Source organism: Marinobacter halodurans (genome assembly GCF_004327985.1).
Classification (GTDB): Bacteria; Pseudomonadota; Gammaproteobacteria; order Pseudomonadales; family Oleiphilaceae; genus Marinobacter_A; species Marinobacter_A halodurans.
Genome location: NZ_SJDL01000021.1, coordinates 13,326 through 37,587, shown reverse-complemented (window position 1 = coordinate 37,587; position 24,262 = coordinate 13,326). Strand labels below are relative to the sequence as shown.

Sequence of the window (24,262 nt, the reverse complement as noted above, 5' to 3'; positions counted from 1 at the left end):
AAACACGACCGGGTCACACCGTCGCGCGAGACTGTCGCATCCGGCCAAACCACTCCAGACCCAGGACGACGATCGCTCCAAGGATAGCCAGGCCAATCGCCATCATCAGTGCGGACGACTCTCCGGTCACATTGGCGTATGTGCCGGGCAACAGGTTGATCTCTTCCAGCGGAACCCGCTCGCCATGGCTGTTGATACGCCAACTGACAGCCTCTTTCCAGGGCCAGACCTTGCTCAACGCCCCCAGCATGAAACCGGTCAAAAGCGCGAGCATGCCATCCCGATAGCGACGGAAAGCCCATGACAGCAGTTGCGCAATGGACAGTAGCCCGATAATGCAACCTGTCACAAACAGTCCAAGACGGTCCAGTTGCCATTCGTTAACGGCGGTCAGGATCGGCCCGTACATGCCGATCATCAACAGGATAAAACTGCCGGAAATCCCCGGCAGGATCATCGCGCAGATGGCCAGGGCGCCGGATCCGAAAAGCGTCCAGTAGGTCACCGGGGCTTCGCCCGGCGACATCTGGGTAACAAGCCAGGCCGCTACCGCCCCGATCGCGAGAAGCAGGAACTGCCCGATCCCCCAGCGGCCGATCTCACGCCCCACGTGCCACGCCGACGCCAGGATCAGGCCAAAGAAGAAACTCCAGAGCAACACCGGATAGTGGGAGAGTGCAAAACGAATCGCGCCGGACAGCGTGACGATGCTGACAAGGATCCCCCCGAACAACAACGCCAGGAAGGTACCGTCCATCCGCGCCCAGAAAGCCCCCACGCGCCCGCGGAGCAGTTCCCCGGTCAACGCGCCCGGAAAAGCACCGATCGCGTTAAGAAGGCGCTCGTAAATACCGGTAATAAACGCGATCGTGCCGCCGGAAACGCCCGGCACCACATCGGCTGCGCCCATGGCCAATCCCCGCAGGAAGATCGCAGCCGGGTGATGGCGCTCGGGCGAAGCATGCTGCTTACCGCTCATCGGACCACCCCACCCAGCAGTGGCACGAAGCGAACCGGTTCCAGTTCGGTAACCTCATAATCGTCACCCTGGCGGATGATTTTCGTCAGGATCTGGGAGGCCTCTCCAATGGGTACCACCATGACACCGCCATCGGCCAGTTGAGACAGCAGTTCATCCGGCAAGGAGGCCGGCGCCGCGGTCACGATAATGCCATCGAAAGGCGCCTGCTCGGGCCAGCCTATCACGTCGCCGGCGAGCCGCAGGTTGGTATTACGCAACCTGAGCGTCCGCATGCGCTCACGCGCCTTGTTGAGCAGCGGGTTAATCCGCTCGACGCTGAACACTTCGTCAACCAGCTGCGCCAGGACAGCGGCCTGGTACCCGGATCCGGTTCCCAGTTCCAGGACCCGCGACGGGGCATGCTCCATCAGGACTTCGGTCATGCGGGCCACGATGTACGGCTGGGAAAGGGTCTGCTGGTAGCCGATGGGCAATGCCGTGTCCTCGTAGGCTCGGTGAGCCAGCGCCTCGTCCAGAAAGATATGGCGTGGCGTCTCCGACAACGCGGTCAGCACCCGCTCATCCCGGATGCCCGACTCCCGCAGGCGCTGGATCAGTCTCATTCGGGTCCGACGGGATGTCATACCGATCCCCTGCAGTTCTGCCACCATCAGTCGTCCGCCTCCAGCCAGTGACGCAACGAATCCAGGGCCTCATGACGCGTCATATCCACCTGGATCGGTGTGATCGAGACGTAGTTGTGACGGACCGCGTAAAAATCCGTTCCCGGACCGGCATCGTCGCCGGCACCGGCCGCACCGATCCAGTAGCGTTTCTTGCCCCGCGGGCAGGTCATTGGAATGGCAGGCTCGCCACGCCCACGATGCCCCAGGCGCGTCACCTGGAAGCCGGCCAGCTCGTCCCAGGGTACATCCGGGACGTTCACGTTCAGAAGACAGCGCGGCCCCAGGGCCAGGGTCGCTTCCTTTTCCACCAGCATACGTACGGCGCGCGCCGCCGTTTCATAGTGGAAGTGCCCATCGTTTACCAGGGAGACGGCAATCGCCGGCAACCCCAGCGACCGCCCTTCCGTGGCGGCAGCGACCGTCCCGGAGTAAATCACGTCGTCGCCGAGATTGGCGTGGGTGTTGATGCCTGAAACAACCCGGTCGAACGGGCGGTCGAACAGCCCGTTCACGGCCAGGTGGACGCAGTCCGTCGGCGTACCGTCCACCGACAGGAACCCCTGGGGATGGGTCTCGACCGTCAATGGGCGATTCAGTGTCAGGGAGTTGCTTGCACCGCTGTGATCGCGGTCAGGGGCCACCACACTGAGTTCACCGAGTCCCCGGAGCCCTTCGTAAAGAACCTTCAGCCCCGGAGAATGAACACCGTCATCATTCGCCAGCAAAATCCGCACTTCAGTCTCCGTATCATTGCCTGCCGCCAAAGTCACCGGTCCGCATTCAAACCGATGGCAGGAGTATGGATGTCAACCGACTATGATGCCGGGTTTGCATCGCTCCCGCCAGCAACAGTGTCGAGAATTTCGGCTACCAGGGCCGTGGCAAAACCGCCCGGGGCCAAACGGAAATCCAGCTGCAGGCAGTCTGGCCCGGGCCAGTTCCAGTCCAGTCCGGAAATCGGCAGCATCAATGGACGGCGCTCGGGCTTCATCCGGGTGCTGGCAAACACCGCCGCCATATCCGGATGCCGGGCAACCACGGCCCGTTCGATCGCCTCCAGCTCACCCGTGGCCTGGGTGCCGCCGTCCCCCCAAAGCGGGCCGGAGGGCTCGGACGACCAGGGATCGCCATCCAGGAGACGGCCCCAGTCGCCCCGCGCCACCCGTTCTGCCAGAACTTCATTAAACAGCCATGACCGGGCGGCTGAAAAGGCCATACCCGCCTTGAAATTGCGCCCGCGTCGTGGCCGATCACCCTGCGCGACGGCCTGTGACAGGTTATTGCCGTCACGGCCGAATCGCTGCGGGCCAAAATAGTTGGGAATCCCGCCCGCGCGGATGGCCGCAAGCCGCTCATCCAGCGCGGCCCCTGGTGCCGTCACATCGCGCAGCGTCAGCCGGAAACGGTTGCCGACGTGATCACCGCGCCGCAGCTTGCGCTGGTGACGGGATTGCTCCAGGACCACCCAGTGCTCACCAATCGCCTCCACCAGCCCGGTGTCGTCTGTCCGGCCCGGGCGATAGAGGCTGAACCATTGACGGGTCACGGCATGCCGGTCCTTGAGGCCGCAAAAGCCGACATCGAAGGGCCGGATACCCGTCATGGAAGCAAGCTGACGGGCCACGTACTCCGTATTGTCGCCCCGCTTTTCCAGGAACAGGCACAGATGCTCGCCCTCTCCCGAAAAAGGAGAGGCCATCTCCTCCACGACCTGGAAATCCTCCGGCTGCGACCGCATCACCGCAGTACCCAACCGGGGCCCTGACGCGGATGGCCAATCGAGACGCCAGTGACTCATTGGGGGCCATCCAGCAACAGGCAGATGGCCTGACACGCGATGCCCTCTTCACGCCCGGTGAATCCCAGTTTCTCGGTGGTGGTAGCCTTGACGCTGACCGTCGAAACGGGCACCTCCAGGTCGGCGGCGATACATTCACGCATTTGCGCGATATGCGGCGCCATCCTGGGCTTCTGGGCTATGATCGTGCTGTCGACGTTGGCCACGCGGAAGCCGGCTTCCCGGACGGCCCGGTAGACGGACCGCAACAGCTCGCGGCTGTCAGCGCCCTGCCATTGGGCCTCCGTATCCGGGAAGAAGTGCCCAATATCGCCCAACGCCGCAGCACCGAGCAGCGCGTCTGCCACCGCGTGCAGCAGGACGTCGCCGTCGGAGTGCGCCCTGACGCCCTGGCCATGGGGAATCCGCACACCGCCGATCATCACATGGTCGCCCTCACAGAAGGCATGGACGTCGTAGCCCTGTCCGATTCGCATCATTTGTGTTCCAGTTGATCCAGTATCCAGCCCGCCAGCGGAAGGTCCTCGGGCACGGTAATCTTGATGTTGTCGGTCCGGCCGCGGACCAGCTTCGGTGCGTATCCCATGGCCTCCAGGGCCGACGATTCGTCGGTCACCGCAACCCCGCGATCCCGGGCCCGCCCAAGTGCGGTGCGCAGCAGGCCATAGCGGAATTGCTGGGGCGTAAAGGCACGCCACAGGGCGCGGCGATCGACCGTCTCCGAGACCGAGTCGGCGTCAGCAGCCTGACGCTTGATGGTATCCGAGACCGGCGCCGCCAGCAGCCCCCCGATATCGCCCTCCCCCAGGCCGACAATCAGCCGCCGGATATCCTCGGCCGCGACACAGGGACGAGCCACATCATGAACCAGCACCCAGTCGTCATCGGACAACCTGCCGGCCAGTGCATCCAGCCCGGACAGAACGGAGTCGGAACGGTCGCCGCCGCCGGTACAGGTGAGGATGCGGGCGTCAGAGGCGCTGTCACTGCCGACGAACCAGCGGTCGTCAGGATGCAGAGGCACCATGGCCCCCGCAAACAGGCCGGTGTCCAAAAGACGGGACAGGGTGATATCCAGAATATAGCGCTGCCTGAGTTGCAGATACTGCTTCGGGCGGTCGGCCTGCATGCGCTGCCCGATGCCCGCGGCAGGAACCACAAGCCAGTATTGCCGTTGCGTCATGGAACTATCCGAAGGGGCCCGGTTGAAGATCAGGGATCGACCACCAGGAAGAAGGTTTCATCTTCGCGAATCAGGCCGAGATTCATGCGCGCGCGCTCTTCGATCGCGCCCTTGCCGCTGCGCAGGTTGCGCACTTCGGCATAGAGTCGTTCGTTGCGATCCGCCAGCGTGCCATTCTCGGCTTTCTGGGCTTCAATCTTCTGCTGCAGCTGCCAGACTTGCGCAAAACTGCCCTCGCCGATCCACAGGCGCGCCTGCAGAAGAACGATGAATACAGCCATGACAGCCCACAACACTTTCATGAACAAACCCTGATAGAGACAAAAACAGCGCACAATCAGCGCGCTGCATTATGAACTTCCACCGAAGTCTAGCCTAAAAATCAGCCAGGCGCGATTACGGAACCACGCAAAAATAAAGATGCACGGCCCAACCTGGCCTGATCTGACAAAAAGGCCCAGATTTTACACCTGAGCCTTCCTGTGCAACACGCCCGGTAACCGGTCTGGCCGGGCGCTGTGCCGCCAGCTTACGCCTGGCCTTTGATTTCCTTCAGGCCACGGTAAGGTGCTTTTCCAGCCAGCTCTTCCTCGATACGCAGCAGCTGGTTGTACTTGGCCACACGGTCAGAACGGCACAGAGAGCCGGTCTTGATCTGGCCCGCGCAGGTGGCCACGGCCAGGTCGGCAATCGTGGTGTCTTCGGTTTCACCGGACCGGTGCGAGATCACCGCTGTGTAGCCGGCGTCCTGCGCCATCTTGATGGCGTCCAGGGTTTCGCTGAGGCTGCCGATCTGATTGAACTTGATCAGGATGGAGTTGGCAATGGACTTGTCGATACCCTGTTTCAGAATCTTGGTGTTGGTCACGAAAAGATCGTCACCGACCAGCTGTACCCGGTCACCCACTTTTTCGGTCAGGGTGGCCCAGCCGTCCCAGTCGCTCTCGTCCATACCGTCTTCAATGGACACAATCGGATAGCTGTCGCACAGGCCAGCCAGGTAGTCGGCAAAGCCGGCAGCATCGTATTTTTTGCCTTCGCCCGCCAGGTCGTATTGACCATCGCGATAGAATTCAGAGGACGCGCAGTCCAGGGCCAGGGTCACGTCCTTGCCCAGCTCGTAACCGGCCTTCTCAACCGCTTCCTTGATCACCGCCAGTGCGCCTTCGTTGGACGGCAGGTTCGGGGCGAAGCCACCTTCGTCGCCGACGGCGGTGTTCAGGCCCTTGGCCTGCAGCACCTTCTTCAGGTTGTGGAAGATTTCGGCACCGATACGCAGGGCTTCGGCAAAGCTGGACGCCGCCACCGGCTGGATCATGAATTCCTGGATGTCGACGTTGTTGTCGGCATGCTCACCGCCGTTGAGGATATTCATCATCGGGACCGGCATGGAGTACTGACCTGCGGTGCCGTTGATATCGGCGATGTGGGCGTAGAGTGGAATCCTGCGCTCGGCCGCTACCGCTTTGGCCGCGGCCAGGGACACCGCCAGGATGGCGTTGGCACCCAGGTTGGCTTTGTTCTCGGTGCCGTCCAGATCGATCATGACCTTGTCCAGGCCGCGCTGATCAGCTGCGTCGAAACCTTTCAGGGCTTCACGGATGCGGGTGTTGACCGCGCCAACCGCCTTGGTGACGCCCTTGCCCATATAACGGGAAGCATCCTTGTCGCGCAGTTCCAGGGCTTCGCGGGAGCCGGTGGAGGCGCCGGACGGTGCACAGGCGCGGCCGACAGTGCCGGACTCAAGGATAACATCGGCTTCTACCGTGGGGTTGCCCCGTGAATCAAGGATTTCGCGCGCTTTGATATCCGCGATCTTGGTCATGCTTTATCTCCAGAATTTAGATTTATCGGAATTGGAAAATTCAGGATTGGGAAATATCAGGCCGTATCCAGGGGTTCGAAGCCCTTGACCAGGTCGTCGATGGCCTTGACCTGCTTGAGGAACGGTTCCAACTGCTTCAGGCGCAGTGCACAGGGACCGTCACACTTGGCGTTCTCCGGATCCGGGTGAGCTTCCAGGAACAGGCCGGCCAGCCCCTGGGACATCCCCGCCCGGGCCAGATCGGCCACCTGGGCCCGCCGCCCCCCGGCCGAATCGGCACGCCCGCCCGGCATCTGCAGGGCATGGGTGACATCGAAGAACACCGGGTACTGGAAGTCCTTCATGATGCCGAAGCCCAGCATATCGACCACCAGGTTGTTGTAACCGAAGCTGGTCCCGCGCTCGCACAGGATAATGCGGTCGTTGCCCGCTTCCCGGCACTTGTTGATGATGTGCTTCATCTCCTGGGGTGCCAGGAACTGGGCTTTCTTGATATTGATCGCCGCGCCGGTGCGGGCCATGGCCTCGACAAGGTCCGTCTGGCGGCTCAGGAAGGCCGGCAGCTGGATAACCTCGCAGACTTCGGCGGCAGGCTGGGCCTGCCAGGGCTCGTGGACATCCGTGATGATCGGCACGCCGAAACGGTCCTTGATGTCCTTGAGGATTTCCATGCCGGCGTCCAGGCCCGGGCCCCGGAAGGAGTGGATGGACGACCGGTTGGCCTTGTCGAAAGACGCCTTGAAAACGTAGGGAATGCCCAGCCGGCGGGTCACATCGACGTAGGTTTCAGCCACTTCCATGGCCAGGTCGCGGGATTCGAGAACGTTCATCCCGCCAAACAGCGCGAACGGCCGGTCGTTGGCGATGGACAGGTCCGCGACCGTGATGGTTTTCTGAGACATGTCGGACTCAATGCTCCTGCGATGGAAACAACGGCGCCGGCCACAGTGGGCCGGCGCGACGTTTAACTCGTTTTCCTGCGATTCAGGGCCGCCTCGACGAAGCCCTTGAACAGGGGGTGCCCGTCACGCGGTGTGGACGTGAATTCCGGGTGGAACTGGCAGGCCACGAACCAGGGGTGATCCGCCACCTCGACAACCTCGACCAGACGGCCGTCGGTGGAGTGCCCGGAAATACGCAGCCCGGCATTCTGCAGCTGCGGCAGGAAATGGTTGTTCACCTCGTAACGATGACGATGGCGCTCGCGAATCACCTTGCGGCCGTAGCACTGGGCAATGGTGGAATCGTCGCCCAGTACGCAGTCCTGGGCGCCAAGACGCATGGTGCCGCCCAGATCGGAAGCGGCGTCGCGCTGCTCGGTTTCCCCGGTGGCATCGAGCCATTCGGTGATCAAACCGACGACCGGCGTCGTGGTCTGCGGGCGGAACTCGGTACTGTGGGCATCGGTCAGGCCTGCGACATTGCGGGCGTATTCGATAACCGCCACCTGCATCCCCAGACAGATGCCCAGGTACGGCACCTTGTTCTCTCGGGCGTAGCGAACGGTTTCGATCTTGCCTTCCACACCACGCTCACCGAAGCCGCCCGGCACCAGGATGGCGTCGGCGGATTCCAGCGCGCCGGTACCGTCACGCTCGATGTCTTCGGAATCGATGTAGTTGATGTTGACCTTGGTGCGCGTCTTGATGCCGGCATGCAACAGGGACTCGATCAGCGATTTGTAGGCGTCCAGCAGTTCCATGTACTTGCCGACCATGGCGATGGTCACTTCATGCTCCGGATTGAGCTGGGCATCGACCACCGCATCCCATTCGGACAGGTTCACCGCACCGGCGTCACTCTCCAGACCAAAGCGCTCGATGATCAGCTCGTCCAGGCCATGCTCATGCAGCATGCGGGGAATCTGGTAGATGGATTTCGCATCCTGCAACGGGATAACCGCCCGCTCTTCCACGTTGGTGAACAGCGCAATCTTACGGCGGGAGCTAAGGTCCACTTCATGCTCGGAGCGGCACAGCAGGATATCCGGCTGCAGGCCGATCGAGCGCATTTCCTTCACCGAGTGCTGGGTCGGCTTGGTTTTCACCTCACCGGCGGTGGCGATGTAGGGCACCAGGGTCAGATGCATGAAGAGTGCACGACGCGGCCCCACTTCCACTTTCAGCTGGCGGGTGGCTTCCAGGAACGGCAGGGATTCGATGTCCCCGACCGTACCGCCGATTTCGATCAGGGCCACATCGGCACCGGCGGCGCCTTCGACGACCCGACGCTTGATTTCGTCGGTGATGTGGGGAATGACCTGTACGGTGCCGCCCAGATAATCGCCCCGGCGCTCCTTGCGGATCACCTCTTCGTAGACGCGACCGGTGGTGAAGTTGTTGCGGCGACTCATCGGGGTACGGATAAAACGCTCGTAGTGCCCGAGGTCGAGGTCGGTCTCGGCACCGTCTTCGGTCACGAAGACTTCACCATGCTGGAAAGGGCTCATGGTGCCGGGATCGACGTTGATGTATGGGTCCAGCTTGAGAATGGTGACCTTTAAGCCGCGCGCCTCAAGGATGGCCGCAAGGGAAGCGGAAGCGATCCCTTTGCCCAATGAGGACACGACACCGCCGGTGACGAAAATATAACGCGTCATGCAGTTTCCGTGTGATTTATCTGGTTCGGTGAAGGGGGGAGATTGTCATCTCAAGATGGGACGCCAGAATACCAGAAGGCCCCCGCTTACTCAACGACAATCCCGCTCCCAGACAATCCGCCATGACGCGACGCCAGTGGCCTCCACAAGTGTAGGGGAAACCCACAGATCGCCGACAGCCATCAGTTCTCCGTCCTGCCAGATCAGCGGGATACGGTCCCGCTCCCAGGGCGGCACGCCCTGCTCCTGCAGCCATTTCTTCAGTGGCCGGCTGGGGCCACCCGGTACGGGCCGAAGACGTTCACCGCCGGCCCGTGCCGTCACGGTCAGGGTCAGGCAACGCCCGCCCCCGATCGCCCTGACTTCGCCGCCGGCCCAGGACAAACGCTCACTGGTGACCCAGGTCGCGGGAGACACCGGCTCATCGAATTTGTCGCGCAGGCAATACAGCCGCTCCCGGTAGCGCCGGAGGTGATAGCCCTCGCCACGCAACTCCGGCTCCCGGTCCTGCCCGGCGTACAGCAAATCGGTAAGGGCCTGCTCCAACCGGGCCGCCGGCGGTGGTTCGTATCCGCAATCAATCAACCACCAGCGTAGCAGATTTTTCTGTGCCGGCAGATCATCCAGCGCGACCAGCCCGGAGACCGACAGGCGCCCCTGGCCGTCCTCGATCTCCCGGCGCTGCAAGGCCGCCAGACGGGCCGTCAGTTGGCTGGCTTCATCGCATTGCCGGGCCGCCCGGCCAATACTGCCGAGCACTCCCGGCCAGCGGTGCACCAGCGGTGCCAGTACCTGGTGCCGGAGATAGTTGCGATCGAAGCCGGTTTCCGCATTGGTGGGATCGTCGAACCATTGCAGCCCCCATGACCCGGCAAGTGCCTCGATGTCACGCCGCTCCAGCCCCAACAGCGGGCGACACAGGTGCCCCGCTCCCAGTTCGCGGCTCTGCGGCATGCCGGCCAGGCCCCGCACACCGCTGCCCCGTACCAGGCGAAACAACACGGTTTCAGCCTGGTCGTCCGCATGATGGGCCATCAACAGGCAGTCGTCCGGCTGAAGGTGCTGCTCGAACGCCCGGTAACGGGCCTTGCGGGCTTCGTTCTCGATACTGTCGCCATCGCTGACGTCCACACGAACCTGCACCAGTTGCACACCCAGGGCGTCACAGGCCAACCGGCTGTACTCCGCCATATCCCGGGCCGCTGGCTGCAGTTGGTGGTTCACATGCAAGGCACTGACGGTACAGTCGTCACGATCGGCAAACCAGGATGCCGCTGCATTCAGGAGGAAAACGGAATCCAGGCCACCGCTGAGGGCAACCACCATGCGTGAAGAGTCGGGGAGGGATGACATGGCCTGCCGCAATGCCGCAGGCCATGTCGAAGGATCGAGCCGGTTACCGGCCGGAGTCATAGGCGGTCAGGCGCTCATAGCGCTGATCGACCAGGTCGTCCGTTTCCAGCGCACACAGTTCGGCCAGGCCGGATTTCAACTGGGCCTTGAGCGCTTTCGCCATCTCTTCCGGCGAGCGATGGGCGCCTCCCAGCGGCTCGGGAATCACTACGTCCGCCAGGTTGAGTTCCTTCAACCGGCTGGCCGTTACCCCCATGGCCTCGGCAGCCTGGGCGGCGTACTCGGCGCTCTTCCAGAGAATGGAGGCGCAGCCTTCCGGTGAAATCACCGAGTACGTGGAATACTGGAGCATGTAGAGGCGGTCACAGACACCGATGGCCAGCGCCCCGCCGGAACCACCCTCGCCGATCACCGTGGCGATCACCGGGGTCTTCAGGCGCGACATCACCGCCAGGTTGTAGGCGATGGCTTCACTCTGGCCCCGCTCTTCGGCACCGATGCCCGGGTAGGCGCCCGGCGTGTCGATAAAGGTCAGGATCGGCATGCGGAAGCGCTCGGCCATCTCCATAAGACGCAGGGCCTTACGGTAGCCCTCCGGCCGGGGCATCCCGAAATTGCGCTTGACCTTGTCCTTGACTTCACGTCCCTTCTGATGACCGATGACCATCACCGGCTGGCCGTCAAGCCGAGCCGTACCACCCACGATCGAGAGGTCGTCGGCGTACTTGCGGTCACCGTGGAACTCATCGAAATCGTCGAGCATCATCTCGATGTAGTCCAGCGTGTACGGGCGCCGGGGATGACGCGCCAGCCGGGCGATGTCCCAGGACGTCAGGCTGGAGAAGATGTTCTCCGTAAGGCTGACGCTCTTGTTCTTGAGGCGACTGATTTCGTCGGTGATGTTCAGTTCGCTGTCGTTACCAACCAGGCGCAGCTCTTCGATCTTGGCTTCCAGGTCGGCAATAGGCTGTTCGAAATCCAGGTAGTTGGGATTCATGATCTTCCGTCGTCGTTGGCTCTCGTGTCCCGTCTAAACCGGTATCGGGACACCCATTCCAGTGTCATGTAGGGAACCTAACAGGCCCGAATGCCTATAAAAAGCGGACATTGGTATAACCCGGCTCGTCCGAACCCGCTTGCGCTATACACATTAGTCGTAAACCAGTTCCACCGCCTGGTCGCCGACAAGATGTCGCAAGTTTAGCAGCAAATCGTCGTTGGGCTGGACCCGCCAGGTTTCACCCAGTTGAATCCGGGTGCGGGCCTCGTCGCTCTGGTAGTTGATCCACACTGGGCAGCCGGTCCCCTCGCGCCCCCGGTGAGGCTGCAGTGTGCGGTCCAGTTTGTCCAGCAGGCCATTGCCCAACTGGGAGGCGGAGAGCGACATCTGCAGGCCCCGGCTGTAGCGCTGCCGGGCCGTCGCCACGTCCATCACATCGCTGACCCGCATCTTCAGGGCACCGGAATAATCGTCATGACTGACGGTGCCGTCCACCACCACCACTTCGTCGGACTGCAACAGTTCCCGGTTGTCGTTGAAGGTCTCGGAGAACAGCGTCGCCTCGATGCGGGCGGACCGGTCGTCCAGGGTGATAAACGCCATGGTCTGCCCCCGCTTGTTCCTCATGGTACGCATGGCCACGACCAGGCCGGCCACGCGCTGTGGCGCCTTGCCCGGCTTGAGGTCGGCGATGGACTGGCGGGCAAACCGGCGGACTTCCTTCTCGTATTCGTCAAACGGATGACCGGTCAGGTACAGGCCCAGGGTATCCTTCTCGCCCTTGAGGCGCTCTTTCTCCGGCCATTCCCGCACATTGCGGACTTCCTCGAACGGGTCGCAATCGGTGCCGTCCAGGGTTTCCCCGAACATGTCCACCATGCCCACGGACTCGTTGCGGGACTGCTGGCCGGCCTGTTGCACCGCTTTCTCGATGCTGGCCATCATCTGCGCCCGGCCCGGGCCGAGCTTGTCCATGGCACCGGCACGGATCAGGGCCTCGATCGCGCGCTTGTTGACCCGCTTGAGATCGACACGCTTGCAGAAATCGAACATATCCTTGAACGCACCGCCTTCCCTGCGCGCCTCGACAATACTCTGGATCGGCCCTTCACCCAGACCTTTAATGGCCCCCAGGCCATAAACCACCTGCCCCTCTTCGTTCACCGTAAAGGTGTACTCCGAGGTGCTGACGTCCGGCAGGACCAGGTCCAGCTTCAGGCTGCGGCACTCCTCGACCAGCGTCACCACCTTGTCGGTGTTCTGCATATCGGCGGTCAGTACCGCAGCCATGAATTCGGCGGTGTAATGCGCCTTGAGCCACAGCGTCTGGTAAGACACGAACGCGTAGGCGGCAGAGTGCGATTTGTTGAAACCGTAACCGGCGAATTTTTCCACCAGGTCGAAGATGTTCTCGGCCAGGGTCTTCTCAATGCCGTTGTTCTCACAGCCTTCCAGGAAGAACTGCTTCTGCTTCGCCATCTCCTCAGGCTTTTTCTTACCCATGGCCCGGCGCAGCATGTCGGCGTTACCCAGGGTGTAACCGGCCATCACCTGGGCAATCTGCATGACCTGTTCCTGGTAGAGGATGACGCCGTAGGTGGGCTCCAGTACCGGCTTCAGGCCTTCGTATTGATAGTCCGGGTGCGGATAGGACAGCGGCTGGCGTCCGTGCTTCCGGTCGATGAAGTCGTCCACCATGCCCGATTGCAGCGGACCGGGACGGAACAGGGCCACGAGGGCGATCATGTCTTCCAGGCAGTCCGGCTGCAGGCGGCGGATCAGGTCCTTCATGCCGCGGGATTCCAGTTGGAAGACCGCCGTGGTTTCCGCCTTCTTCAGCATGTCGAACGACCGCACGTCGTCCAACGGAATCTTGCCGATATCCAGCGGTGCCTGGCCCTGCTTCTCCCGCTTGGGATTGATCATCTCCAGGGCCCAGTTGATGATCGTCAGGGTCCGCAGCCCCAGGAAGTCGAACTTGACCAGCCCGGCGTCCTCGACGTCGCCCTTGTCGAACTGGGTGACCGGCGAGCCGCCCTCGTCATCGCAGTAGAGTGGCGAGAAGTCGGTAATCTTGGTGGGCGCGATCACCACGCCCCCGGCGTGCTTGCCGGCGTTCCGGCAGACACCCTCGAGCTTGAGGGCCATTTCCCAGATTTCCTGGGCTTCCTCATCCTGGGCCAGGAAATCCCGCAACTGCTCTTCCTGCTCGATGGCCTTGTTCAGGGTCATGCCCACCTCGAACGGAATCAGCTTGGACAGCTTGTCCGCCAGGCCATAGGACTTGCCCTGCACCCGCGCCACGTCACGTACCACCGCCTTGGCAGCCATGGTACCGAAGGTGATGATCTGGGAGACCGCCGCCCGACCATACTTCTCGGCCACGTAGTCGATGACCCGGTCACGGCCTTCCATACAGAAATCGACGTCGAAGTCGGGCATGGACACCCGCTCCGGGTTCAGGAAGCGCTCGAACAGCAGGTCATACTCCAGCGGGTCCAGGTCGGTGATCTGCTGGGCGTAGGCCACCAGCGAGCCGGCGCCCGAACCTCGCCCCGGCCCGACCGGAACCCCGTTGTTCTTGGCCCACTTGATGAAGTCCATAACGATGAGGAAGTAGCCCGGGAACCCCATCTGGATGATGATGTCCAGCTCGAAATTGAGGCGCTTGTAATAGGCCGCGCGCTTTTCCTCATAGTCCGGATCGTCTTTGGAGATGGTCCGCGACAGCCGGTCCTCAAGGCCCTCTTCCGATACCTTGCGGAAGTAGTCGTCCATGGTCATCCCGTCCGGGATCGGATAATCCGGCAGGAAGTATTCACCCATGCGCACCTTGACGCTGCATCGGCGGGCAATCTCGACCGTGTTCTCGATCGCTTCGGGAATATCGGAGAACAGCTCGATTATTTCCTCGGGGCTGCGCAGGTACTGCTGGTCGCTGAACCGACGCTCCCGCCGCGGATCGTCCAGTGTCCGGCTTTCACCGATACAGACCCGGGCCTCATGGGCCTCGAAATCCTCCTGGTTGAGGAAGTGGACGTCGTTGGTGGCGACCACCGGCAGTTCCATCTGGTCGGCCAGCTCGACACTCAGGTGCAGGCAGTCCTCATCGCCCGGCCGCCCGGTGCGGTGCAATTCCAGGTAGTAGGCATCCGGGAACAGGCGTTTCCAGTATTCCGCGCGCTCGCGGGCCAGATCCACCTTGCCCGCCAGCAACGCCCGACCGACGTCACCCACTTTCGCGCCGGACAGGGCCAGCAGCCCCTCTGCCCGGGCCTCGATCCACTCCCGCCGGATAATGGGGACACCGTGGAGCTGGCCGTCGGTATAGCCCAGGGAGATGATTTCCGTCAGGTGCAGGTAACCGGTCTGGTTGCGGGCAAACAGGGTCAGCCGGAAGGGCTTCTCGGGCTCCTCGGGGTTTTCCAGCCAGATGTCGGCCCCGATGATCGGCTTGACGCCCGCCCCCATCGCGGCCTTGTAGAAGCGGACCAGGGAGCACATGTTGGACTGCTCGGTGAGCCCCACCGCCGGCATGTTGAGCTCGGCCACCCGGTTGATGAACGGCTTGATACGGACAATACCGTCCACCAGGGAGTATTCGGAGTGGACGCGCAGATGGACAAAGGTATTGGACATGGGCTGCAAATCAGGCTCTGTTTGGGTCAACAATCAAAGGCAAATTCTAACAGCGCTGCCGCGACAATTCGCCCTTGATTTCCGTCAATCGATCCGATCGCATGCGGCATCGGACCACTCAGGAATCCGGCGCGTTTCAGAGATCCATCAACGCCCTGAGACCGTCTTCGGTCTGGGCGCCGAACCGGGCTTCCAGCAGCTTGCCCTCGGGCGTGACGATAAAGGACGCGGGCAGACCGACCGGCTGCTTCCAGTCGAGCGCCGGTCCCGGATCCTCCGCCAGCAGGCGGAAGCGGATCTGCATCTTGTCAGCCACGGCGCGCAATGGTTCACCGGTGATGCCGTCGAAATTGACCCCCAGCACGGTCACCTCCGGCGACTGGTCCAGTTGGTTCAGCTCGGGAATTTCCTCGCGACAGGGCTTGCACCACTCGGCCCAGTAGTTCACCACGACCCACTGGCCACGGAGGCTGGACCAGTCCAGGGTCTGTCCCTGGGCATCCTGGAAGCTGGGACGGTTGCAGCCGGACAGTACCAAGGCACCCGCCAGTACCAGACCTATCGGGATAAACCGTTGAATGTACTGCAAACGCATCCCTCCTGTTAGACTACCCTTCCAATGCTAACGCCGATCATGAGAACCCGGAATTCGAGGCCAGCACAATGACAGAACCAACCCGCATTTTCCATAATCCACGCTGCTCCAAATCGCGCCAGACCCTGGCACTGCTTGAAGAGAAAGGCATCCAGCCGGAAATCCTCCGCTACCTGGACACACCGCCGACGGCCGACGAGCTTGCCGGCATCCTTAAACAGCTGGGCAAGTCGCCACGGGACCTGATGCGCAAGGGCGAATCCGAATACAGGGAACTGGGCCTGGATGACAGCAGCCTCACCGACGACCAGCTGATCGAGGCCATGGTGGCCCATCCGAAACTGATCGAGCGGCCGATCGTCCTGCACGACGGCAAAGCCGCCCTGGGCCGGCCCCCGGAATCCGTACTGGACATCCTCTGAGGTCAACCGGATGAGCGAACAGCCCTATATTCTCGTCCTGTATTACAGCCGCAGCGGCCACACGGCCGACATGGCGCTGCAGATCGCCCGTGGAGTGAACCGCGTCAATGGCATCGAGGCCCGTGTGCGCACCGTGCCGCCGGTCTCCCCGGACAGCGAAGCCAGCATGCCGCCCGTCCCCGAAGAGGGTGCGGTCTACGGCACCGTTGAGGAGCTGCGTCACTGCGCCGGCCTGGCGCTGGGCAGTGCTACGCGGTTCGGCAACATGGCGGCACCGCTCAAGCATTTCCTGGATTCCACGGGCGACCTGTGGCTGAACGGGGCGCTGGTGGACAAACCTGCCGCCCTCTTCACCTCCACCGGCAGTTTGCACGGCGGCCAGGAAGCGACCCTGCTCTCCATGGCCATACCCCTGATGCACCACGGCATGCTGATTACCGGGGTACCGTATACGGAACCGGCCCTGTCGCGGACCGGGGCCGGAGGCACGCCCTACGGCGCCAGTCACTGGGCCGGCACCGATGAGCCCCACACGATCACGCCAGACGAAGCCACCATTTGCCAGGCCCTCGGCGAAAGGCTGGGGCGCCTGGCGGTGACACTGTCGGATTAGAGGTGACGATGCTGCATTCGGCGCGAGCCCGCCATACCCGCCTACTCTGTCAGGTGCTCTACGGCCTGCTACTGGCGCTCCTGGTCCTGACCACCTTCTGGCCGGCGCCGGATCCGGCGCTGTCCCTGCCGTTGGTGCTGACGGTCAAGCTGGTGCCCCTGCTGTTGTTCATCCCCATCGTGATCCGCGGTGATAACCGGGGGCTGATCTGGCTGAGTTTCGTGCTGATCTTCTATTTCACCCAGTTCACGGTCAGCGCCTGGCTGACACAGGGGGCGGTGGTGCCCAGTATCAATGCCCTGGTCACACTCCTGCTGTTCGTTTCTGCTATGGTGCATCTGAAAACCAACCGGCCCGAGTAGTTTGCCTATGTCGACCACCACCCTTGCCGCTCCGCCACGCGCCACGCTGACTCTTCGGGACATCTGCACGGCCCTGGTGGACGACGGGCAGATCACCCAGGAAGACGCCGAGCGCGTACTGACCGCCAACCTGGGCGCGGATTCCAACAAGCGCCACCCCCTGGAAGTGGTCGCGATTGCCGGGCTGACCAGCCAGAAAACCGGGCGCACCCTGGATCTGGACCGGCTCACCGAATGGCTCGCCAACTGGGCCAACCAGCGTTATTACCACATCGATCCCCTGAAGATCGACGCCCCCGGCGTCGCGCGGGTCATGTCGTTCGCCTTTGCCCAGCGCCACAATATCCTGGCAGTGGAGATATACCCCGAGGAAGTCTGGATCGCCAGCGCCGAACCGTTCAAGGGTGACTGGGAAGCCAACCTGCGCCACGTCCTGAAAAAGGACATCAAGCGCGTCGTTGCCAACCCGGAAGACATCCGGCGCTTCACTGTCGAGTTCTACCAGTTGGCCAGCTCGGTCAGCAAAGCCAGCGGCAGTGCCGGCCAGGGCGGCGGCAACATCCACAACTTCGAACAGTTGCTGGACCTGGGCGACGACAAAAGCCCGGACGCCAACGATCAGCACGTGGTCAAGATCGTCGACTGGCTGTTGCAGTACGCCTTCGAGCAACGCGCCAGCGATATTCACATCGAACCCCGCCGGAATATCTCCCAGGTTCGGTTCCGTATCGACGGCGTGCTGCACAACGTCTATGAGTTCCCCGACCAGGTCGGTGTTGCCGTGGTCAGCCGCCTGAAGATCCTCGGCCGCCTGAACGTCGCCGAAAAGCGCAAGCCCCAGGACGGCCGCATCAAGACCCGCAAGCCGGACAACAGCGAGGTGGAGCTGCGTCTGGCCACCATGCCCACGGCTTTTGGCGAGAAGATGGTCATGCGGATTTTCGATCCGGAGGTCCTGCTCAAGAGCTTTGACCAGCTCGGCTTCGGCAAGGACGATATCCAGCGCTGGAACGAGATGACCGGCCAGCCCCACGGCATCGTGCTGGTCACCGGCCCCACCGGTTCGGGCAAGACCACCACGCTCTACTCGACCCTGAAGCAACTGGCCACGCCGGAAGTCAACATCTGCACCATCGAGGATCCGATCGAGATGGTGGAGCCGGCCTTCAACCAGATGCAGGTCCAGCACGGCATCGACCTGACCTTTGCTTCCGGAGTCCGGGCCCTGCTGCGGCAGGATCCGGACATCATCATGGTGGGTGAGATCCGTGACCTGGAAACCGCCGAGATGGCGGTCCAGGCGGCGCTGACCGGCCACCTGGTGCTGTCCACCCTGCACACCAACGATGCGCCCAGTGCCATCACCCGCCTGATCGAGCTGGGTATTCCGCCTTACCTGATTCGGGCGACGGTGCTGGGGGTCATGGCCCAGCGTCTGGTACGGACGCTTTGCCCCAGTTGCAAGCAACCCGCGCAGATCAACGAGAAAGCCTGGGCCAGCCTGACCCGCCCCTGGAAGGCGCCCAAGCCCACGGAAGTCTATGCGCCGGGCGGCTGCCTGGAATGCCGCAACACGGGGTATCGCGGCCGGGCCGGGGTCTACGAGATCCTGCAGCTCTCCCCCGCCCTGCGCCAGCGCGTGGACGAATCCTGCGACCTGGAGCAATTGCGGATCGATGCCTACAAGGACGGCATGCGGTCGCTGCGCCTGAGCGGCGCCCAGAAGATTGCCGCCGGCTCCACGACCATCGAGGAGATCCTGCGGGTCACACCGGAAAGCCAGCGCTGACCCGGATCAGGACGCCGCGCCGGGCGACATCCCGCACTGTTTTAGCAGGATCTGCCATTGCCTGGTATGTCGGGCGATGGCCTCATCGAATTGCCGCCAGAGACTGTCCGGCCCCTGCTGGCTGATATAGCGCTTGAAATAGGCCTTGAAACCCTCGGGCATCACCGCCATCTGGCTGCGACCCAGTTCCTCGAAACCCGGCACCAGTGACTGCCGCGCCTGTTCCACGGCCGCCAGGTAGGGCTGGACTTTCCCCGCGTAGATCTTGAAGAACATGTTCCTGGCGATATCCGCGTCATTGTTCGTTTGACCATTCAGACACAGCGGATGATCCGCCAGTCGCTGCTCGACCAGGTCCGCCGCGTCGTTCAGGCGCGTGGTGAGCAACAGGGCGCTCTTGATCAGTTGCCCCATCCGGTTTTCCGCCTGCCAGCGTTGGTGCACACCGCCCAGAAAGCCCAGATCGATACTCATATCGCCCGACTCGATGGCCGCAAGCCGGTCGTTCAGCAGGCCGAGATCGGCGGATAGATCCGCCACCATCTCGCCGCTGGCGTCCATCGGTAGCGGACCTTCCGTCCGGGTAAAGAGTTGCTCAATCTCCTCCGTGGCCCAGGTGGCGTTCCAGATGGCGATCGGCAGGCTTTCCAGTTTGGCTTCACGGGCCTGTTTCACCGAGGCGTACAGTTCCCTGTCGTCTGCCAGCTTGGGCAGGCAATCCCGCGCGGCATTGATGAAGCGCAATTCGTAGCGCAATACGTTGACCGGCTGCATCACCCGCCCCAGGCCGGAGTTGCGTTCGCCGACGACCACCTGCAGGTCACACCCGTATAGAGACAGGAAATCCAGCATGTCCAGCTCCAGCCTCGGCATCTCCAGCCGCCGCTCCCGGCGTCGGGGAAACAGGTCCGCCAGGGGTACGCTGGACAAGTGTGTGCCTTCGTCCAGGACGCGGGCTACCCGATCGACATACTCGTCCATCATGGCGTCCGGCGCCGAGAACGGATTGCAGCCCGCCAGCAGACTGGCCAAAACCGAAATGAGGATCATCGTCGTCGCGCGCAATGCATCAGCCCCGAAAGCAGGTGTCTGAGCCAAGTGTACGCAGGGAAAGGAGAAAAAGTGCAGAAGGCGGGCCGAATAAGCCCGCCCCGGTATCAGTCGATTGTGTTCATCAGTCCGTCGACCTCGTCGAAGTCGCGGGCAACCCGGTAGTCGGTCTGCGGCGCATCGCCATCACGGACCAACAGGATGGTCTCCATGCCGGCTTCAGACGCCGCATCCAGCTCCGCGGTCACATCCGACAGGAACAGGACCGTCTCGGGCTCGACACCCAGGTCATCCAGGATCGCCTGATACGCCGCGGTTTCGCGCTTGGCGCCGATCCGGGTATCGAAGTAGCCACTGAAAAACGGCGTCAGGTCACCACACCGACTGAAGCCGTAGATCAGCTTCTGGGCCTGCACGGAACCGGACGAATACACGTACAGGCGCAAACCGCGATCGTGCCATTCACGCAGCTTCCCGGCCGCATCGTCATAGACGTGGCCCTGGAAGTCGCCGTCGCGATAGCCCTTTTCCCAGATCATGCCCTGCAGGGCCTTCAGCGGTGTGGCCTTGCGGTCCTCGTCGATCCAGCCCTGCAGCACCGTAACCAACGCCTCCAGATCGCGGGCGTCGGTTCCGGTTTCCCGGGCTACCGCATCCAGTTGCTCCCGCACCGCCGGGTCATCCGCCCGCTCCCGCACGAACGCCGCCATGTGTTCGGCGGCATATGGGAACAGGACATCGTGCACGAAGCTGATGGAGCTGGTGGTGCCCTCGATGTCCGTCAGGATGACGCGAATCATCCGGCTGCTCCCAGCATGCTCTCGTATCGCGGCAGGCGGCTGGCAATATCCTCGCCGGTAAAACTGGCCACCCAGCCGTCCGGGTTGGAGAACAGGCGGATGCAGGTGAATTCCGGTTCCGGTCCCATATCGAACCAGTGGCGGGTACCGTCCGGTACGCTGATCAGGTCGTTCTGCTGGCACAGTATGGCGTATACCCTGTCACCGAAGTGCAGGTAGAACAGCCCCTGGCCCCGCACGAAGAAACGGACTTCATCCTCGCTGTGGGTGTGCTCATCGAGGAATTTCCTGCGTGCCGCATCCTTGTTGGGGTTGTCGGCGCTCAGGCTGACCACATCGGCGGTCTGGAAGCCGCACTCGTCTGTCAGCCGTGCGACTTCATCGGCGTACGCCTCCAGGATGGCGTCCTGGGAAGCGTCGGCCGGCAGATCGCGGGTCGGCCACTGTTCGAAGCGGACGCCCTGCTCCTCCAGCAGACGCTGGATGTCGCTCGGGTCGTCGGTCACAACCTTCGGCTGATCCGGCTGTTGCTCGCGGTAAATTCGTAGCGTGGTCATCGTATCACCTTCATCATTTCCAGTTCACAGGCGAACAGGAACTCAAATGCCTCAACATGGCGTAAACAGTCTGCCATGGTCTTTCCCCAGGTATAAAGGCCATGTCCCCGGATCAGGTAGCCCGGCTGGTCCGGATGCTCGGCAAACCATTGCCGCGTCTCCCGGGACAGCGCTTCGATATCCTGCGTGTTCTCGAAAATCGGGATGCTCAGCGTGGACTCGTGGGTGCCCACGCCCGGAAAGGCTTTCTGCAACTCGTAGTCCCGCAACTCGAGCCGCCCTTCACCTGCCAGCGCCCGGCTGAGCACCGTGGCATTCACCGAGTGGGTATGCAGCACCACACCAATATCCGGAAACTGCTCATAGAGTACCGTGTGCAACAAGGTTTCCGCCGACGAACGGGTATTGCTCTGCACCGGCTTTCCCGTCAGGTCCACCACCATGATGTCGCCGGCACCCAGTTGCCCCTTGTGGCGACCGGACACGGTAATCGCGACATGCTGCTCATCGATGCGGGCAGAATAGTTGGAACTGGTCGCCGGAGACCAGCCGTTGGCATACAGGAAACGGCCGGCTTCGATCAGCGACTGGGCAGCCTCGGCATAGCGGGTTACATCAAACATGGGGCCTCCAGGCGGTCGGCAACTCAGGAATCCTTCATCAATTGCCCGGTATTATAGAGCGCCGCTACCGGCCAGCAAGTCATGTCGGGCGTCCACCAGATCCGCAATGATCGATACAGCGATTTCCGCCGGCGTTTTGCTGCGGATGGCTACGCCGACAGGAGCGTGCAGACGCGCCAGTTGCTCATCGGTAACGCCCAGGGACAAGAGCCGCTCGCGACGGGCACGGGACGTCTGCTTCGACCCCATCGCGCCAACATAGAAGCACTCGGAATTGAGCGCAGCCAGTAGAGCCATGTCGTCGACCCGGGGGTCGTGCGCCAGCGCCAGCACCGCGTTATAGCGGTCACTGAAGGATTCCATCACCAGATCGTCGGGCAATGTAGCAACCGCCGGCGTCTCCGCTTCCCACCAGCCCCGCAGGAAGGCTTCCCGGGGCTCACACAGGGTTACCGCGAAGCCGCAGCGATGGCCAAAGGCGGCCACATGGGCGGACACGTCACCAGCGCCTACCAGCAGCAATCGACATTCGGGCCCCAGTACCTGATGGACGCGGCCCTCTTCCTGACGGATCCCGGTTGGCGCCGGGACATCAAGCTCAATCGAAACCGCCCCCGTGTCCAGCGCCACGATCCGGCAGACCGCTCGATTGTCCGCCAGCGCCTGCAGTAGCTGCTGCATGCCATCAAGATGTCGAGCGGACAGGGGCTCCACCAGCAGTTGGATACGACCACCGCAGGGCAACCTGAAACGCTCCTGATCGCCCGCGCTGATACCGTAATCAACGATCACCGGCGTATCGGGCTGATCGCCCCGGGCGGTGCGCTGCAGCAGGTCTTCCTCCAGGCAACCTCCGGATACCGACCCGGCCCAGTGGCCGTCACCGCTCACCGCCAGCATCGATCCGGCAGGTCGCGGCGACGACCCCCAGGTTTCCAGGATGGTACAGAGCCAGACACGCTCGCCCGCTGCCAGCCATCGCCGGGCAGACTCGAGAACGGACATCTGAGGGTGCGCCATCTAGCCTCTCCCCCGCAGCGCCTTGCGCCATACGCGCGCGGCCTTTCTGCAACCGGCAACCCGGGTTACGATCATTTCCGATTCCTGTTCGACGCCGAAACGGGGATTCCCGTCCAGGCATGCCGACCCTTCACCTGGTGTTTGTTAGCAGGAGTCTAGCCGCAGTTGAAGCAGTCACTCAATTCATCCTCGACATCCATGGGGCTCGAGCGGGACTGTTCCGGCACCCGGCAGGCCAAACGCAAAACGCCGGGCAATGCCCGGCGCCTTGATCAGATACCCATCTCAATCGTCGAATCACTCGATCACCGGGTCCCCGTTACTGTCATTCCAGATCTTACGCTCTCCGGAATCCATCTTGCCGTTGGAATCCCAGACTTTGCGATCCTTGGAGTCAATCTTGCCATTATCGTCCCAGACCTTCCGGTCCTGGGTGGCTTCATCCACTTTACCGTTGTCGTCCCAGAACACACGGTCCTTACTGCAGCCGGCGAGCACCAACCCAACCAGCGCGACCAGAATCAACTTACGCATGAATAACTCCCTGATGGCTTTCAAGTCCCGCTATTTCAACACAGATCCAGAGCACACAGTATTAAGTGTCGCTCATGCTGGCACACTCAAGGCACCGCAGAGATGACAATCCGTTTACTTGGATCCGAAGCGTTCCCGGTTACGCTGCTTATCACGCTCGCCCTTGCGCAGCATGACGTAGACAGCACCGGTGCCGCCGTGGTGTTTCTGCGCGGAATGGAAGGCCATGACCGGCTCCAGCTCCGGCAGCCACTTGGCCAGATAGCTCTTTAGCTGGGCGATCCCATCCGGGTTTCGCTCCCCCTTGCCATGCAGGATCAAGGCGGAACGGATGCCATGGGCGAGGCATTCGTTGATAAAACTGAACACTTCCCGGCGTGCTTCCTCCACCGTCATGCGGTGCAGATCAAGGCGTGCCTCGATCGGGTACTGGCCCAGGCGCAACTTGCGATAGACACCATGCTGGATGCCAGGCCGTTGGTAGGCCAGCACATCGTGGCTCTTGAGGGGGTCGACATTGTCACCGGTCAGCGGATTGGCATCCCGCGGTGTCTCGTTGACCGCTGCGCGCTGGCGTTCGAGGTGGCCTGGTGTGACCGCACGCGATGCCTGCACGTCGGCCTGGTTCGGGCGCTTGATGCGGCGGACGTCGCTCATCTCCTCCAGGAAGCTGAGCCGCTCCTCTTTTGTGGTCATGGTTCTTCCCGATTTGTTGCAGTGGTGCGTGTCCGGGACTCTCCAAAAAACAGGAGTGGACAGAAAAACTCTACCACCAGCCATGCCGGCACGGAAGCAAGTCGAAAGAGGGGGATCAGGCAGGAATTGAAAGCCCAGAACGAAAAAACCCCCGGAG

25 protein-coding genes are annotated in these 24,262 nt (G+C 62.3%); 4 read left to right on the top strand and 21 right to left on the bottom strand.

Going from position 1 to position 24,262, the window contains the following annotated elements:
- Positions 1-13: 13 nt before the first annotated feature.
- The 14 genes from EZI54_RS13670 to EZI54_RS13605 form a co-directional block, all read right to left on the bottom strand.
- Entirely contained in the window at positions 14-979 is a 966-nt protein-coding gene (locus EZI54_RS13670; protein ID WP_242674465.1) for a DUF368 domain-containing protein, read from the bottom strand.
- Complete coding sequence (locus EZI54_RS13665; protein WP_131482446.1) at positions 976-1,632, bottom strand: protein-L-isoaspartate(D-aspartate) O-methyltransferase; 657 nt, start codon at positions 1,630-1,632, stop codon at positions 976-978. The genes EZI54_RS13670 and EZI54_RS13665 overlap by 4 nt, the downstream gene beginning before the upstream one ends.
- Positions 1,632-2,381, bottom strand: coding sequence for a 5'/3'-nucleotidase SurE (gene surE / locus EZI54_RS13660; protein WP_131482445.1), 750 nt, complete (start codon positions 2,379-2,381; stop codon positions 1,632-1,634). The genes EZI54_RS13665 and surE overlap by 1 nt, the downstream gene beginning before the upstream one ends.
- Before the next feature lie 80 nt (positions 2,382-2,461).
- Entirely contained in the window at positions 2,462-3,445 is a 984-nt protein-coding gene (gene truD, locus EZI54_RS13655) for a tRNA pseudouridine(13) synthase TruD (protein ID WP_131482444.1), read from the bottom strand.
- The gene (gene ispF / locus EZI54_RS13650) at positions 3,442-3,921 is read right to left on the bottom strand and encodes a 2-C-methyl-D-erythritol 2,4-cyclodiphosphate synthase (RefSeq protein ID WP_131482486.1); all 480 of its coding nucleotides are present in this window, start codon (positions 3,919-3,921) and stop codon (positions 3,442-3,444) included. The genes truD and ispF overlap by 4 nt, the downstream gene beginning before the upstream one ends.
- Positions 3,921-4,628 carry a 2-C-methyl-D-erythritol 4-phosphate cytidylyltransferase gene (gene ispD / locus EZI54_RS13645; RefSeq protein WP_131482443.1) on the bottom strand — a complete coding sequence of 236 codons (708 nt, stop codon included), beginning with the start codon at positions 4,626-4,628 and terminating at the stop codon, positions 3,921-3,923. Before ispD ends, ispF begins: the two co-directional genes overlap by 1 nt.
- 29 nt (positions 4,629-4,657) lie before the next feature.
- A complete protein-coding gene (gene ftsB, locus EZI54_RS13640; RefSeq protein WP_123635515.1) occupies positions 4,658-4,930 on the bottom strand; it encodes a cell division protein FtsB in 273 nt (90 codons plus the stop codon).
- 227 nt (positions 4,931-5,157) lie between these two features.
- Complete coding sequence (gene eno, locus EZI54_RS13635; RefSeq protein WP_131482442.1) at positions 5,158-6,453, bottom strand: phosphopyruvate hydratase; 1,296 nt, start codon at positions 6,451-6,453, stop codon at positions 5,158-5,160.
- 56 nt (positions 6,454-6,509) lie between these two features.
- Positions 6,510-7,355 carry a 3-deoxy-8-phosphooctulonate synthase gene (gene kdsA / locus EZI54_RS13630; protein WP_131482441.1) on the bottom strand — a complete coding sequence of 282 codons (846 nt, stop codon included), beginning with the start codon at positions 7,353-7,355 and terminating at the stop codon, positions 6,510-6,512.
- A 62-nt stretch (positions 7,356-7,417) separates the two neighbouring features.
- A complete protein-coding gene (locus EZI54_RS13625; RefSeq protein ID WP_131482440.1) occupies positions 7,418-9,052 on the bottom strand; it encodes a CTP synthase in 1,635 nt (544 codons plus the stop codon).
- Positions 9,053-9,142: 90 nt separating this feature from the next.
- Positions 9,143-10,405 (bottom strand): tRNA lysidine(34) synthetase TilS, encoded by a 1,263-nt coding sequence (tilS, locus tag EZI54_RS13620; RefSeq protein WP_165495751.1) that lies wholly within the window; start codon positions 10,403-10,405, stop codon positions 9,143-9,145.
- Between the two features lie 43 nt (positions 10,406-10,448).
- Entirely contained in the window at positions 10,449-11,402 is a 954-nt protein-coding gene (gene accA / locus EZI54_RS13615; protein WP_131482438.1) for an acetyl-CoA carboxylase carboxyl transferase subunit alpha, read from the bottom strand.
- Between the two features lie 153 nt (positions 11,403-11,555).
- Positions 11,556-15,044 carry a DNA polymerase III subunit alpha gene (dnaE, locus tag EZI54_RS13610; RefSeq protein ID WP_131482437.1) on the bottom strand — a complete coding sequence of 1,163 codons (3,489 nt, stop codon included), beginning with the start codon at positions 15,042-15,044 and terminating at the stop codon, positions 11,556-11,558.
- 136 nt (positions 15,045-15,180) lie between these two features.
- Positions 15,181-15,633: a TlpA family protein disulfide reductase gene (locus EZI54_RS13605; RefSeq protein ID WP_242674464.1), complete on the bottom strand. Its 453-nt coding sequence runs from the start codon at positions 15,631-15,633 to the stop codon at positions 15,181-15,183.
- Between the two features lie 74 nt (positions 15,634-15,707).
- On the opposite strand from EZI54_RS13605, the gene arsC reads away from it, so the two are divergent.
- The 4 genes from arsC to tfpB are packed head-to-tail and all read left to right on the top strand — an operon-like array spanning position 15,708 to position 18,825.
- On the top strand, positions 15,708-16,061 hold the full coding sequence (gene arsC / locus EZI54_RS13600; RefSeq protein WP_131482435.1) for an arsenate reductase (glutaredoxin): 354 nt from the start codon (positions 15,708-15,710) through the stop codon (positions 16,059-16,061).
- Positions 16,062-16,071: 10 nt separating this feature from the next.
- Positions 16,072-16,674, top strand: coding sequence for an NAD(P)H:quinone oxidoreductase (gene wrbA, locus EZI54_RS13595; RefSeq protein ID WP_131482434.1), 603 nt, complete (start codon positions 16,072-16,074; stop codon positions 16,672-16,674).
- An 8-nt stretch (positions 16,675-16,682) separates the two neighbouring features.
- Positions 16,683-17,036, top strand: a complete 354-nt coding sequence (locus EZI54_RS13590; protein ID WP_131482485.1) for a DUF2069 domain-containing protein — start codon at positions 16,683-16,685, stop codon at positions 17,034-17,036.
- Positions 17,037-17,043: 7 nt separating this feature from the next.
- Positions 17,044-18,825 carry a type IV pilus assembly ATPase TfpB gene (gene tfpB, locus EZI54_RS13585; protein ID WP_207389215.1) on the top strand — a complete coding sequence of 594 codons (1,782 nt, stop codon included), beginning with the start codon at positions 17,044-17,046 and terminating at the stop codon, positions 18,823-18,825.
- A 6-nt stretch (positions 18,826-18,831) separates the two neighbouring features.
- Here the strand turns inward: tfpB and EZI54_RS13580 are convergent, their stop codons facing one another.
- The 7 genes from EZI54_RS13580 to smrA all read right to left on the bottom strand — a co-directional run bounded on the left by EZI54_RS13580 (position 18,832) and on the right by smrA (position 24,105).
- Positions 18,832-19,875, bottom strand: a complete 1,044-nt coding sequence (locus EZI54_RS13580) for a DUF3080 domain-containing protein (RefSeq protein WP_131482432.1) — start codon at positions 19,873-19,875, stop codon at positions 18,832-18,834.
- A gap of 107 nt (positions 19,876-19,982) precedes the next feature.
- On the bottom strand, positions 19,983-20,675 hold the full coding sequence (mtnC, locus tag EZI54_RS13575; RefSeq protein WP_131482431.1) for an acireductone synthase: 693 nt from the start codon (positions 20,673-20,675) through the stop codon (positions 19,983-19,985).
- Positions 20,672-21,232: a 1,2-dihydroxy-3-keto-5-methylthiopentene dioxygenase gene (locus tag EZI54_RS13570; RefSeq protein WP_131482430.1), complete on the bottom strand. Its 561-nt coding sequence runs from the start codon at positions 21,230-21,232 to the stop codon at positions 20,672-20,674. Before EZI54_RS13570 ends, mtnC begins: the two co-directional genes overlap by 4 nt.
- Positions 21,229-21,855: a methylthioribulose 1-phosphate dehydratase gene (locus tag EZI54_RS13565; protein ID WP_131482429.1), complete on the bottom strand. Its 627-nt coding sequence runs from the start codon at positions 21,853-21,855 to the stop codon at positions 21,229-21,231. The genes EZI54_RS13570 and EZI54_RS13565 overlap by 4 nt, the downstream gene beginning before the upstream one ends.
- 51 nt (positions 21,856-21,906) lie before the next feature.
- Positions 21,907-22,875, bottom strand: coding sequence for an XdhC family protein (locus EZI54_RS13560; protein ID WP_131482428.1), 969 nt, complete (start codon positions 22,873-22,875; stop codon positions 21,907-21,909).
- Between the two features lie 297 nt (positions 22,876-23,172).
- Positions 23,173-23,409: a hypothetical protein gene (locus EZI54_RS13555; RefSeq protein WP_131482427.1), complete on the bottom strand. Its 237-nt coding sequence runs from the start codon at positions 23,407-23,409 to the stop codon at positions 23,173-23,175.
- A gap of 114 nt (positions 23,410-23,523) precedes the next feature.
- Entirely contained in the window at positions 23,524-24,105 is a 582-nt protein-coding gene (gene smrA, locus EZI54_RS13550; RefSeq protein ID WP_131482426.1) for a DNA endonuclease SmrA, read from the bottom strand.
- Between the last annotated feature and the right edge of the window lie 157 nt (positions 24,106-24,262).